General features: G+C 64.0%; 13 protein-coding genes. 5 read left to right on the top strand and 8 right to left on the bottom strand.

Going from position 1 to position 12,773, the window contains the following annotated elements:
* Positions 1-512 precede the first annotated feature (512 nt).
* Entirely contained in the window at positions 513-1,169 is a 657-nt protein-coding gene (locus JV551A3_RS29785) for a magnesium transporter (protein WP_133976114.1), read from the top strand.
* A gap of 337 nt (positions 1,170-1,506) precedes the next feature.
* On the opposite strand, the gene JV551A3_RS29780 is transcribed toward JV551A3_RS29785, so the two are convergent.
* Positions 1,507-2,703 (bottom strand): class I SAM-dependent rRNA methyltransferase, encoded by a 1,197-nt coding sequence (locus JV551A3_RS29780; protein WP_133976112.1) that lies wholly within the window; start codon positions 2,701-2,703, stop codon positions 1,507-1,509.
* Positions 2,704-2,892: 189 nt separating this feature from the next.
* Complete coding sequence (locus JV551A3_RS29775; protein WP_133979361.1) at positions 2,893-3,432, bottom strand: type 1 glutamine amidotransferase domain-containing protein; 540 nt, start codon at positions 3,430-3,432, stop codon at positions 2,893-2,895.
* Positions 3,433-3,623: 191 nt separating this feature from the next.
* Here JV551A3_RS29775 and JV551A3_RS29770 point away from each other — a divergent pair, with 191 nt between their 5' ends.
* Both JV551A3_RS29770 and mutM read left to right on the top strand, forming a co-directional pair.
* Positions 3,624-4,442 (top strand): HDOD domain-containing protein, encoded by an 819-nt coding sequence (locus JV551A3_RS29770; RefSeq protein ID WP_177421394.1) that lies wholly within the window; start codon positions 3,624-3,626, stop codon positions 4,440-4,442.
* Positions 4,443-4,445: 3 nt separating this feature from the next.
* Positions 4,446-5,258 carry a bifunctional DNA-formamidopyrimidine glycosylase/DNA-(apurinic or apyrimidinic site) lyase gene (gene mutM, locus JV551A3_RS29765; RefSeq protein WP_016712536.1) on the top strand — a complete coding sequence of 271 codons (813 nt, stop codon included), beginning with the start codon at positions 4,446-4,448 and terminating at the stop codon, positions 5,256-5,258.
* A 167-nt stretch (positions 5,259-5,425) separates the two neighbouring features.
* Here mutM and JV551A3_RS29760 read toward each other — a convergent pair whose 3' ends face one another.
* The 5 genes from JV551A3_RS29760 to JV551A3_RS29740 form a co-directional block, all read right to left on the bottom strand.
* Positions 5,426-5,677: a YfhL family 4Fe-4S dicluster ferredoxin gene (locus tag JV551A3_RS29760; RefSeq protein ID WP_013974644.1), complete on the bottom strand. Its 252-nt coding sequence runs from the start codon at positions 5,675-5,677 to the stop codon at positions 5,426-5,428.
* A gap of 108 nt (positions 5,678-5,785) precedes the next feature.
* The gene (gene coaD, locus JV551A3_RS29755; RefSeq protein WP_112249717.1) at positions 5,786-6,265 is read right to left on the bottom strand and encodes a pantetheine-phosphate adenylyltransferase; all 480 of its coding nucleotides are present in this window, start codon (positions 6,263-6,265) and stop codon (positions 5,786-5,788) included.
* 112 nt (positions 6,266-6,377) lie between these two features.
* On the bottom strand, positions 6,378-7,976 hold the full coding sequence (locus JV551A3_RS29750) for a GMC family oxidoreductase (protein WP_133976106.1): 1,599 nt from the start codon (positions 7,974-7,976) through the stop codon (positions 6,378-6,380).
* A gap of 20 nt (positions 7,977-7,996) precedes the next feature.
* A complete protein-coding gene (locus JV551A3_RS29745) occupies positions 7,997-8,482 on the bottom strand; it encodes a twin-arginine translocation pathway signal protein (protein WP_133976104.1) in 486 nt (161 codons plus the stop codon).
* 10 nt (positions 8,483-8,492) lie between these two features.
* Positions 8,493-9,923: a coniferyl aldehyde dehydrogenase gene (locus tag JV551A3_RS29740; protein WP_133976102.1), complete on the bottom strand. Its 1,431-nt coding sequence runs from the start codon at positions 9,921-9,923 to the stop codon at positions 8,493-8,495.
* Positions 9,924-10,074: 151 nt separating this feature from the next.
* On the opposite strand from JV551A3_RS29740, the gene JV551A3_RS29735 reads away from it, so the two are divergent.
* Together JV551A3_RS29735 and JV551A3_RS29730 are read left to right on the top strand one after the other, a co-directional pair.
* Positions 10,075-10,740, top strand: a complete 666-nt coding sequence (locus JV551A3_RS29735; protein WP_025340981.1) for a TetR/AcrR family transcriptional regulator — start codon at positions 10,075-10,077, stop codon at positions 10,738-10,740.
* Between the two features lie 47 nt (positions 10,741-10,787).
* Positions 10,788-11,642 carry a sulfurtransferase gene (locus JV551A3_RS29730; protein ID WP_133976100.1) on the top strand — a complete coding sequence of 285 codons (855 nt, stop codon included), beginning with the start codon at positions 10,788-10,790 and terminating at the stop codon, positions 11,640-11,642.
* Between the two features lie 128 nt (positions 11,643-11,770).
* Here JV551A3_RS29730 and JV551A3_RS29720 read toward each other — a convergent pair whose 3' ends face one another.
* The gene (locus JV551A3_RS29720; protein ID WP_133976096.1) at positions 11,771-12,763 is read right to left on the bottom strand and encodes a hydrolase; all 993 of its coding nucleotides are present in this window, start codon (positions 12,761-12,763) and stop codon (positions 11,771-11,773) included.
* Positions 12,764-12,773: the final 10 nt, after the last annotated feature.

Here is a 12,773-nt window from a genome sequence, read left to right as displayed (position 1 = left end):
TTGGGTGGAAGTCTTGGAACGATAATCAGGCATGAAACACTCCTGGCGGCTTAATCAGGTCACTAAAAGGGGAGTGAGCTTCTCTATGTCCTTTGCGCCGCAGGCCGGTTGCCACTGGCACGGATGGGGCCGAAGACCGCGCGGGATCGCCGCGTGCTTGGCCAGAGCTCATAAACCCGCCGGGGATGACTGGCGATGAATAGGCCGATTCTACACCGCTGGCGCGGCGAGGGAATGGCGATGTGTCCGGGCGGTGGCTTCGGCCTTATGGCCGGTTGCTCGTAGGACGCTTCTGAATCGCTGGTGATGGGGCTGACCGGCACATCGAGAGCCTCTATTATCCCGCCGCCGCATGTGCGGTTTCACGAGAAATCCCTCAATGGACCTTCCCAGTTACCGGTTCCACACGAACCTGCTATCTGGCACTGAGCGCGCCGCCGCCAGGGCCGCCGAAGGCTTGAGTCCGCGAGGCTGAGGTCTGTGGGCGCCTGGGTCGGCGCCTGGAGAACTTCATGCAACATCAAACTGATAAAAAACCTCTTCGGCCAGACGCCCATGCAGCCCTTGAGGCACAACGGCGCGAGGCCACCGAGGACTTCCACAAAGGCGCATCGATCACCAATCACGTTGGCAACCTGCGCGATGCAACCCTGGGGCTGCTTTACCGCAAGCGCGTGCTGTGGCTGGTGTTGCTGGTGTTTGGCAACCTGTTTTCCGGAGCGGGTATTGCCGCTTTCGAAGAGACCATCGCTGCACACATTGCCCTGGTGTTTTTCCTGCCGTTGCTGGTGGACAGCGGCGGTAACGCGGGTGCCCAGTCGGCAACGCTGATGGTTCGAGGGTTGGCCACAGGCGAGGTGGTCATGCGCGATTGGTGGCGCATGCTGGGGCGTGAATTTGGCGTGGCGCTGGCGTTGGGCGCAACCATGGCCGTTGCAGTGGCATCTTTGGGTGTGCTGCGGGGCGGGCCGCAAATTGCCCTGATCGTAGCCAGCAGCATGGTGGTGATCGTGCTGGTGGGCAGCCTGATCGGCATGAGCCTGCCGTTCCTGCTTAGCCGCTTCAAGCTTGACCCGGCCACGGCCAGCGGGCCGCTGATCACATCGATAGCCGACGCGGCTGGGGTGCTGGTGTATTTCGGGATTGCGACGCAGGTGTTGGGGATCTGACTCTGTCTCGTGCTGGTTTCACCGGCCTCATCGCCGGCAAGCCAGCTCCCACCTCGACCACACCGGCCTCAAGCCATGTGCAAATACCTGTAGGAGCGGCCTTGTGTCGCGATGGGCCGCGCAGCGGCCCCGACAATCTTTGCTGCGAAGCTGAAAACCTAGGGCCGCTTCGCGCCCCATCGCGACACAAGGCCGCTCCTACAAGGGCCAGTGCTGGCTTGAAGAGATATTCAAGACAGTTGCTCCCACAGGTACTGCACAGGTCTCGAGGGCTGTGGTGATCCTGTGGGAGCTGGCTTGCCGGCGATGGGGCCGGCACAGGCCGTCTGGATATCGGTCAGCTGTTGGGCAACAACCGGCAGGTGATGCTCTTGATGTAGCGGGTTTCGGCGATTGCCGGGTGAACCGGATGGTCCGGGCCCTGGCCGCCGCGCTCGAGCAGTTGCATATTGCGGTCCAGATGGCGGGCGCTGGTCAGCAGAATGTTGTGCAGGTCGTCCTCGGGCAGGTGCATCGAGCACGATGCGCTGACCAGGATGCCGTCCTTGGTCAGCATGCGCATGGCCTGCTCGTTGAGGCGGCGGTAGGCTGCTTCGCCGTTCTTCAGGTCTTTCTTGCGCTTGATGAAGGCGGGTGGGTCGGCAATGATCACGTCGAAGCGCTCTTCGGCGGCCTTCAGTTCGCGAAGGGCCTCGAACACATCACCTTCGATGCAGGTCAGCTTCTCGCTGATGCCGTTCAGCGCGGCGTTGCGCTCGACGCCGTCCAGGGCGAAGCCCGAGGCATCCACACAGAAAACTTCGCTTGCGCCGAAGGCGCCGGCCTGCACGCCCCAGCCACCGATGTAGCTGAACAGGTCGAGCACGCGCTTGCCTTTCACGTACGGCGCCAGGCGTGCACGGTTCATGCGGTGGTCGTAGAACCAGCCGGTCTTCTGGCCTTCGCGTACCGGGGCTTCGAATTTGACGCCGTTCTCTTCCAGCGGCACCCAGTCCGGGACTTCACCGTAGACGGTCTCGACGTAGCGCTGCAGGCCTTCGGCGTCACGCGCGGCGGAGTCGTTCTTGAACAGGATGCCGCTTGGCTTGAGCACCTGAACCAGCGCTGCAATCACGTCATCCTTGTGCGCTTCCATGGTGGCCGAGGCCAGTTGCACCACGAGGATGTCGAAGAAGCGGTCGACCACCAGGCCTGGCAGCAAGTCGGAGTCGCCGTAGACCAGGCGGTAGCACGGCTGGTCGAACAGGCGCTCGCGCAGCGACAGGGCGACGTTGAGGCGGTGCACCAACAGCGATTTGTCCAGCGGCAGCTTGATATCACGCGACAGCAGGCGCGCGCAGATCAGGTTGTTCGGGCTCAGCGCGACGATGCCCAGCGGCTTGCCATTGGCTGCCTCGAGAACAGCCTGCTGGCCGGCCTGGAAGCCTTGCAGCGGGGTCGCGCTGACGTCGACTTCGTTGCTGTAGACCCACAGGTGGCCGGCGCGCAGGCGGCGGTCGGCATTGGCTTTGAGGCGAAGGCTGGGCAGGGACATGACGTCGCTCCGGAAAAAAGAGCGAGATTATAACGTGTTGCCTGGTCATGCGCCCGTTGCAGGAGCGGCCTTGTGTCGCGAAAGGGCCATCAGACAATGCGGTGTTGCTGGTGCCCTGGGGCCGCCGTGCGGCCCTATCGCGACACAGGGCCGCTCCCACAGTGACCGTGTAAGGTCGTCAAGCAGTAGTCAGGCTGCCAATGCCTTGATCAGCTGCCGGTTGAACGCCGGAATGTCATCGGGCTGGCGGCTGGTGATCAGGTTGCCATCGACCACCACTTCTTCATCCACCCAGTCCCCGCCAGCATTGCGGATATCGTCCTGCAAGGTCTTGTAGCTGGTCAGCCGCTTGCCTTTGGCCAACCCGCACGACACTAGCAACCAGCCACCATGGCAGATCACCGCCAGCGGCTTGCCAGCCGAATCGTGGCTTTTCACCAGTTTCTGCGCAGCTGGGATCAACCGAATCGTGTCAGAATTTTGCACGCCGCCGGGCAACACCAGGGCGTCGTAGAGGTCCAGGTGGGCGCTTTCGAAGGTTGCGTCCACGGCGAATTCATCGGCCGGCTGGTCGTGGTTCCAGCCGCGTACCGTTCCCTCCTTGTCGCTGAGGATGTCCACCACCGCGCCGCTCTGTTCCAGGGCTTCGCGAGGTCCTGTCAGTTCCACTTGCTCGAAGCCGTCGGTGACCAGGAAAGCCACTCGCTTGCCGTTCAGTTCTGCACTCATGGGCCTTGCTCCTTTCCTTGATGAATATGAGAAAGAGGCCCGGATGGTTCAGGTAAAGTTCCGGCGCAACGATTCAGTGGTTGGTCCCTTTCCGCTCTGGAGGGTTAGAATCGGCGGTCCCAAACGAGTGTGCACGTATGTCCCAAGAACTCAGCGCCGAACAGATCCAGCAAGCCTTGCAAGGCATCACCATCCCGCCGCAGCCGCAGATCATGGTCGACCTGCAGTTCGAGCAGTACATGCCTGACCCTGACCTGGAAACCATCGCCAAGCTGATTTCCCAGGACCCGGGCCTCTCGGGCGCCTTGCTCAAGCTGGTCAACTCCCCGCATTTCGGCCTTTCCAACAAGATCGGTTCGATCCAGCGCGCGGTGAACCTGCTGGGCAGCCGTTCGATCATCAACCTGATCAACGCCCAGTCGATCAAGGGCGAGATGACCGACGAGACTATCGTTACCCTCAACCGCTTCTGGGACACCGCCCAGGACGTGGCGATGACCTGCCTGACCCTGGCCAAGCGCACCGGCATCCAGGCGGCGGACGAGGCCTACACCCTGGGCCTGTTCCATGACTGTGGCGTGCCGCTTATGCTCAAGCGCTTCCCCGAATACATGGAGGTGCTGGAAGAAGCCTATGCCAAGGCCGACGAGGAAACCCGCGTGGTCGATACCGAAAACCGCGCGTTCAACACCAATCATTCGGTGGTCGGCTATTTCACGGCCAAGTCCTGGCGCCTGCCCGAGCACCTCAGCGCGGCCATTGCCAACCACCACAACGCCCTGGCGGTGTTCCGCGACGAGAGCTCGCGCAATACCCAGAACCAGCTGAAAAACCTGCTGGCGGTGCTGAAGATGGCCGAACACATCTGCGCATCGTACCGGGTGCTGGGCAACCAGACCGTGGACCACGAATGGAATGTGGTCGGCCCGCTGGTGCTCGATTACATTGGCTTGTCGGAATACGATTTCGAGAACCTCAAGCAGAACATTCGCGAGTTGGGCGGGCACTGACACATGCCGGAATTGCCAGAAGTAGAAACCACCCGGCGCGGTATTGCGCCCCATCTGGAAGGCCAGCGCGTCAGCCGGGTGGTGGTGCGTGACCGGCGACTGCGCTGGCCGGTTCCGGAAGACCTGGATGTGCGCCTGTCGGGGCAGCGCATTGTCAGTGTCGAGCGGCGCGCCAAGTATCTGCTGATCAATGCCGAGGTCGGCACCCTGATCAGCCACCTGGGCATGTCGGGCAACCTGCGCCTGGTCGAGCTGGGCCTGCCCGCGGCCAAGCATGAGCATGTGGATATCGAGCTGGAATCGGGGTTGATGCTGCGCTACACCGACCCGCGCCGCTTTGGCGCGATGCTGTGGAGCCTGGACCCGCTCAATCACGAGCTGTTGCTGCGCCTTGGGCCGGAGCCGCTGACCGACCTGTTCGACGGTGAGCGGCTGTTCCAGCTGTCGCGCGGGCGGTCGATGGCGGTCAAGCCGTTCATCATGGACAACGCGGTAGTGGTGGGTGTGGGCAACATCTACGCCACCGAGGCGCTGTTTGCCGCCGGCATCGACCCTCGTCGAGAAGCGGGCGGGATTTCCCGGGCGCGCTACCTGAAGTTGGCGATCGAGATCAAGCGCGTGCTGGCGGCGGCGATCGAGCAGGGTGGCACCACGCTACGCGACTTCATCGGTGGCGACGGGCAGCCGGGGTACTTCCAGCAGGAATTGTTCGTGTACGGGCGGGGCGGGCAGCCGTGCAAGGTGTGTGGCACGGAATTGCGCGAGGTGAAGTTGGGGCAACGGGCGAGTGTGTATTGCCCGCGCTGTCAGCGCTGAAGCAGTTAAGCGGTACCCCTTGTGGGAGCGGCCTTGCGTCGCGAAAGGGCCGCACAGCGGCCCCGGCAGTTTCTGCTGCGGAGCTGAAATCCTGGGGCCGCTTCGCGCCCCATCGCGACGCAAGGCCGCTCCCACACAGGGACCGCGTGGAGGCGGTCAGGCAGCGATCAGGCTTTGCCGGTGATTCGGCGGTACTTGGCCATCAGCTCTTCTTCGGTTTCCGGGTGCGCTTCATCCAGCGGGATGCAGTCGACCGGGCAGACCTGCTGGCACTGCGGCTCGTCGTAATGACCCACGCACTGGGTGCACAGGTTAGGGTCGATCACGTAGATCTCTTCGCCTTGGGAGATGGCCTCGTTCGGGCACTCGGGTTCGCAGACGTCGCAGTTGATGCAATCGTCGGTGATGATCAGGGACATGGGGACTCCGGCCGGGGCTCAGCGCCCGGGCATGTTCAACGCAGTGGGCACAATTGTGCCGCATTCGCGCCCGCAGTGCACGCGGGCGCGATGATCAGCCGCTAAAGATTACTTCTTGAAGCGTTCGGTCAGCGCATCTGCCACCACCGGGTGGACGAACTTGCTGATATCCCCCCCCAGCGCGGCAATTTCCCGGACCAGGGTCGAGGAAATGAACGAGTAGCGCTCCGAAGGCGTGAGGAACAGGCTTTCGACGTCGGGGGCCAGTTGCCGGTTCATGTTCGCCAGCTGGAACTCGTACTCGAAGTCGGACACCGCACGCAGGCCGCGCAGGAAGACATTGGCGCCCTGTTCCTTGGCGAAATGCGCCAGCAGCGAGGAGAAGCCGATGACTTCGACATTGGGCAGGTGCTTGGTGACCTCACGGGCGAGACCCACCCGTTGTTCCAGTGGGAACAGCGGGTTTTTTTTGGGGCTGGCCGCCACCGCGATGATCACGTGGTCGAACAGCCGCGAGGCGCGCTCGACCAGATCGCCATGGCCTTTGGTAATGGGGTCGAAAGTACCCGGGTACAACACTCGGTTCATCGCGTCATCCTGGCTGGAGTGCGTTGGGGAGTCGGATGGTAGCGCAGCGACGGCGCCCCGGCCAAGTCATGCGGCCGGCTGATGGCACTATAGACAGGGGCCCGGTTGCTTGTCATGCGCTGTGTGCCAGGCGGGCGACCAGCGCTTCGGTGAGCTTGGCGCTGATGGCATACACCGACAGTTGCGGGTTGGCACCGATGCTTGTGGGGAACAGCGAACCGTCGTGAATCGACAGGTTTTCCAGCTGGTGATGGCGGCCAAGGCTGTCGCACACCGCTTGGCGCGGGTCGTCGCCGAGGGCGCAGCCACCCATCACGTGAGCGCTGCCCAGGCGCGTGCGGAACGGCTCCAGGTGCAATTTGTCGATCATGGCCAAGGCCTGCTCCAGGCTGGATGCAGCCATGGCATCGCTGTGCACCGGGGTGACCTGGGTGGCGCCGGCGGCGAACTGGATTTGCGCCATGCTGCGATAGGCGCGGCGCAGACCGTCGCGCAGGTAGTCAGTGACCGGGTAATCGAGCACTGGTGAGCCATCGCCGCGCAGCTCCACGGCGCCGCCCTGGCTTTGCGGGTGGAAGCCGTCACGGAGCAGTGCCAGCATCACGTGGGTATGTGGCAGTTCAGCCATGCGCCGAGCATTCTCGTGGCCATGTCCGCCCAGCAGCGTGCTGGCCAGGGCCGGGTGCAGCGGAGGTACTTCCAGCTTGTAGCCAACCGGGCCGTCGCTGCCGTCTTGCCACTGGAAGTGGTCACTGTAAATGGACTGCGGCGCGCCGTAGTAGGGGTCGATACGGTCGTTGAAGCGTGCTGCGCTGAAGTTGACCAGGTGCAGGAAGGTGCGTTTGCCAAGGCGTCCATGTGGGTCGGGCGCGTCGGAGCGCAGCAGCAGGGCCGGGCTGTTGATGCCGCCACCAGCAAGAATGTAGTGGCGCGCGCGCACCCGGACCTGACGGCCTGTGGCGTGTATGCCTTGGCTATCCAGGGCCTGGCATGACAAGCCCTGGATGCGCTCGCCGTTGTGTTCGAAGCGCTCGGCCCGAGCCAGGTACAACAGCTCGCCGCCCTGTTCCAGGGTGGCGGGAATTCGCGTTACCAGCATCGATTGCTTGGCATTGACCGGGCAACCCATGCCGCAGTAGCCCAGGTTCCAGCAGCCGCGCACGTTGCGTGGGATCACTGCCCAGCGATAGCCCAGCTGTTCGCAGCCACGGCGCAGCACGTCATTGTTGGCATTCGGTGGCAGGGCCCATGGGGTGATGCCCAGTTCCTGCTCGATGCGTTCGAACCAGGGGCGCATTTGCTCTTCGCCCAGGCCGGTCACGTCATGGGCCGCGGCCCAGTGCGCCAGGGTCTGTGGCGGCGTGCGAAAGCTCGAGGTCCAGTTGACCAGCGTGGTGCCGCCCACGGCACGGCCCTGGAGGATGGTGATGGCGCCGTCCTTGCTCATGCGGCCCAGGCCTTCCTGGTACAGGCTGGCATAGGCTTCGTTTTCCAGCAGGTGGAAATCGCTGCTGGTCTTCAGCGGGCCTTCTTCGATCAGCAGCACCTTGAAGCCGGCAGTGCTGAGCATCTGTGCGCTGGTAGCCCCACCGGCGCCGCTGCCGATCACGGCAACGTCGGCCTCCAGCGTGAGGTCGTGCTCCAGGCGCGACGCGTCGTGGGTGATCCAGCCGCGTTCCAGGCCTTGGCGAAAGGGGTCGGGTACAGGCATTGGCGCTGCTCTTGTCGATTTCAGATTTTCGGTGGCCCCGGGTAACCGCAGTTGGCCCAGGATTCAGGGCGTTCGTACCAGGCCATCTGCAGCAACTGCAGCAGCGAGGCGTGGCCCATGCGCAGCAGGTTCAGCGAGCTGTGCTGCCAACGTTGCAGGAAGGCCGTGACCTGCGCGGCGCTGGCGTATTCCCATGCGCCCCAGACACCGGTCAGTGGGCCACGGGTGAGCGGCAGGTTGAGCACGTCGAACAATTGCCGGGTGAGCTTGAGCATTTCCGGCGACAGCGCCGCCAACTTGTGGTCGAGGCTGTGCAGCACCAGAGTCTCGGCGGGCTGCGTGCCGGCCAGTACCACCGGGATCAGCGCGTTCAGCAGCGGCAGGTCGTCGTCGCGCAGTACCTGGTAGCCCGTCGCGGCTGTCTGTGCGCTGCAGCCGACCAGGCTGGTACCGGCCAGAAAGACGCTGGCGCCAAGGCTGAAACGCAGCAGGTCGCGGCGGTGCATGGGCCGGCCCTCAGCGGATGAAAAGCTTGAAGACCAGACGCTGCAGGGCTTTGCCATAAGGCGGGTAGATCAGCCGGGCAGCGTTGAAGCGTTGCTTGGCCAGCACCGCCTTGGCCTTGCTGAAAGTCAGGAAGCCGTCATGGCCATGGTAATGGCCCATGCCTGAAGGGCCGATGCCACCGAACGGCAAGTCATCCTGAGCCACGTGCAGCAGGGTGTCGTTCAGGCATACCCCGCCGGAGTGGGTGTGGCGCAACACCTGCTCCTGAGGGGCGCGGTCATAGCCGAAGTAGTACAGCGCCAGAGGGCGCGGGCGCTGGTTGATATAGGCCAATGCCTGCTCGAGGCTGTCGTAGGGCACCAGCGGCAGCAGCGGGCCGAAGATTTCGTCCTGCATCACCAGCATGCCGTCGTTCACCTCCAGCAGCAGGTGTGGTGGCAGGCGCCGGCCCTGGCGGGTTTCACCGGGGTACAGGTCGAGCACCTGCGCACCTTTGGCATGGGCGTCGTCCAGCAGATGCTGCAAGCGCTGCAGTTGGCGCGTGTTGATGATGGCGGTGTAGTCGGGGTTGTCGGCGATGCGCGGGTACAGCCGGTGTACGGCACGCTGGTAGGCGTCGCTGAAGGCCTCCAGCCGCTCGCGTGGCACCAGCACGTAGTCGGGGGCGACGCAGGTCTGCCCGGCGTTGAGGGTCTTGCCGAAGGCGATGCGCTCGGCGGCAGTGTCCAGCGGTACGTCGGCCGAGACTATGGCTGGCGACTTGCCGCCCAGCTCCAGAGTGACGGGGGTCAGGTTGTGCGCCGCAGCCAGCATTACCTGGCGCCCCACGCTGGTGGCGCCGGTGAACAACAGGTGATCGAACGGCAGGCGGGCAAAGGCCTGACCTACCTCTACCTCGCCGAGCACCACGCTGACCAGATCGGTGGGGAACACCTGCTCCAGTAGTTGCTTGAGCGCCTGGCCAGTGGCGGGCGTGGCTTCGCTGAGCTTGAGCATGACCCGGTTGCCGGCGGCCAGGGCACAGGTCAGCGGGCCGATGGCGAGGAACAGCGGGTAGTTCCACGGCACGATGATGCCGACCACGCCCAGGGGTTGGTAGCGCACCTGAGCGCTGGCCGGCTGGAAGGCCAGGCCGACCTTGCGCCGGCTGGCGCGCATCCAGCGCTGCAGGTGCTTTTCGGCGTGGCGCAGGCCTTGCACCGAGGGCAGCAGCTCGGCCAGCAGGGTCTCGTCAGCGCTGCGCCCCTCAAAGTCCTGGCCGATTGCCTCGATCAGTTCGGCCTGGCCGGCCAGCAAGGCTTCCCGCAGGCTTTTCAGCCATTGGCGCCGCTGCGCCGCCGCTGGCAAGGGGTTGCCGGCAAAGGCCTGGCGCTGGATGGCGAACGTCGCCGCAAGGTCGAGGTCGGATTGCACAGGGGGCAAGGCACTGGGCGAGTTCATGGCGGCTTCGAGTCCGGGCAGGGATTCCCTAGAGCCTATACTCTAATTTGTACGATGGTGCGAATTTTTACGCGTTGTCGAGCGGTGCATTCCACCGCCAATACGCCGTAAGATGACCCTTTGATGAAGGCCCGCAGACTGGGAGCTGAGCATGGCCCCGCGCATGAAGACCCGAGAGCGCATCGTGCAGAACAGCCTCGAGCTGTTCAACCAGCAGGGCGAACGCAGTGTCAGTACCAACCACATTGCCGCGCACATGGAAATTTCGCCCGGCAACCTGTATTACCACTTCCCCAACAAGCAGGCGATCATCGCTTTGCTGTTCAGCCAGTACGAAGAACTGGTGGACAGCTTCCTGCGCCCGCCGCAAGGCCGCGCGGCGACCGTGGAGGACAAGCGCTTCTACCTCAAGGCCCTGCTGGCGGCGATGTGGAACTACCGTTTTCTGCACCGCGACCTGGAGCACCTGCTGGACAGCGACCCGGAACTGGCCGCCCGTTATCGGCGCTTTTCCGAGCGCTGCCTGCGCCAGGGCCAGGCGATCTACCGCGGCTTCGTCGAGGCGGGCATCCTGGCCATGGCACCAGCGCAGATCGAATCGCTGACCATCAATGCCTGGATCGTGTTGACGTCCTGGGTACGTTTTCTCAGCACCACGCGGGAGCATTCCGCGCACCTGGGTGAAGAAGCCTTCAAGCGCGGCGTCTACCAGGTACTGGTGCTGGAGCTCGGCTTCGTCACCGACAACGCCCGCAATGCCGTGGACGCCCTTTGCCAAGAATTCCATGTACCGTTCAACCAGGCCCTGGAGCACTAGCCCAGGGCCTTAGTGCTATCGATAGTGCCATCGATCAGGAGATTGTCATGCCCCTTGCGCAATTGATCACCCCGCAGCAGTTGGCCGAGCGTCTGGGCTCGCCCAAGTTGGTGATCCTCGACTGCCGCTTTGCCCTCGAGGATGTGGACTATGGCCAACGCAGCTACGCCCAGGGGCATATTGCCGGGGCGCATTTTGCCGACCTGGAGCGTGACCTCAGCGGGCCGGTGAGCAAGGGGCGCACCGGGCGCCATCCGTTGCCGGATGCGCGCCGGCTGGTCGAGCGCTTGCGTGAGTGGGGCCTGGACGATGACAGCGAGGTGGTGCTGTACGACGACGGCCCTGGTGCTTTTGCTGCCCGTGCCTGGTGGCTGCTGGCCTGGCTGGGCAAGCGCAGCGGCGTGGCGATCCTCGATGGTGGCCTGAAGGCCTGGCATGCGGCGCACTTGCCGCTCAGCCTGGACCCGCCGCTCAAGCGGGAAGGCACCTTCAACGGTGAGCCGGACGGCAAGCTGCTGATCGATGCCGAGCACCTGGCCAAGCGCTTGGGTAATGCAGACCTGACGTTGATCGATGCGCGTGCCTTGCCGCGCTTCCGTGGCGAAGTGGAGCCGATCGATCCGGTGGCGGGGCATATTCCCGGGGCGCAGTGCGCGGCATTTACCGACAACCTGGGGGCTGATGGGCGTTTCCTGCCGCCGGAGCAGCTGAAACAGCGCTTTGCCGAAAAGCTGGCCGGGCGTGCGCCGGAGCAGTTGGTGGCGTATTGCGGTTCAGGGGTGACGGCGTGCCATAACCTGTTTGCCCTGGCATTGGCGGGGTATCCGCTGGGCAAGCTGTATGCTGGGTCGTGGAGCGAGTGGATCAATGATCCCGCTCATGGCGTAGCCACAGGGGAGTAAGCAGGCTCGGCCTCATCGCCGGCAAGCCAGCTCCCACAGGTACACCACTGCCCATCAGGCCTGTGCCATCCCTGTGGGAGCTGGCTTGCCGGCGATGAGGCCGGTACTGCCAATGAAAACTGCGGCTTTTATTGGCCTTCCACCAGCCACTGCGGGATCCGCCGTTCCAGGTAATACCCCGGGTTGCGCAGGCTGCCGTCGACAAAGCCCACATGGCCGCCGCGGCTGTGCAGTTCGAAGCGGGTCTGCGGCGCCAGTTCGCGGGCCGTCGGCAGGCTGTGGCCAGAGACGAAAGGGTCATCGCTGGAGTGGATGATCAGCGTCGGCGTGCGGTTCTGGCCGAGGAAAAAATGACTGGATGAGCGGCGGTAGTAGTCGTGTGCATCGCGAAAGCCGTTCAGCGGTGCGGTGACCTTGCCGTCAAAATCCCAGAACGTGCGCAGGTTGCCCAACGGCCCCAGCCCTTGCAGCGTCGCCAGCCGTTCATGCTGGCCCTTGTCGTGGAAGTACCGCTGCTTGAGCTGCACATAAGCCAGCATTTCACGCATGAAATGCGCCTGGTACACCTTTGAAAAGCCCTGGCCGATGCGGTCGGCGCAGTGGTCCAGGCGAAACGGCACCGACACTGCCACCGCAGCCTGCAACTGGCTGGCGACACCGCTTTCGCCCAGGTACTTCAGCAGCACATTGCCCCCCAGCGAATAACCCACCGCATACAACGGCGCCAGAGGGCGCTGGGCGCGCAGGTGGCTGACGATTTCGGCCAGGTCTTCGCTGGCGCCGGAATGGTAGCTGCGCGGCAGCAGGTTGGGCTCGCCCGAGCAACCGCGCCAGTTCACCGCCACACTGGCCCAGCCGCGGCCTTGCAGCGCTTGCTGCAAGCCTTTGACATAGGGCGAGTGGGAGGAACCGGTCAGCCCGTGCAGTACAAGCACCAACGGTGCATGCGGCTGGTGCGGGCCGTGCCAGTCCAGGTCTATGAAATCGCCATCGGCCAGCCATAACCGTTCGCGGTTGCGTTGCAGTTCGGGCAACTTTCGCCACAGTGGCCCCCATAGGGTTTGCAGGTGGGGGTTGGACAGGCCGATGGCCGGGCGGAATGTGGCGCTGGGGCTGGGCATGCTGGGCGAC

It is taken from the genome of Pseudomonas inefficax, from assembly GCF_900277125.1.
In the GTDB taxonomy this organism is placed as follows: Bacteria; Pseudomonadota; Gammaproteobacteria; order Pseudomonadales; family Pseudomonadaceae; genus Aquipseudomonas; species Aquipseudomonas inefficax.
This window is presented reverse-complemented; position numbering and strand designations above follow the sequence as displayed.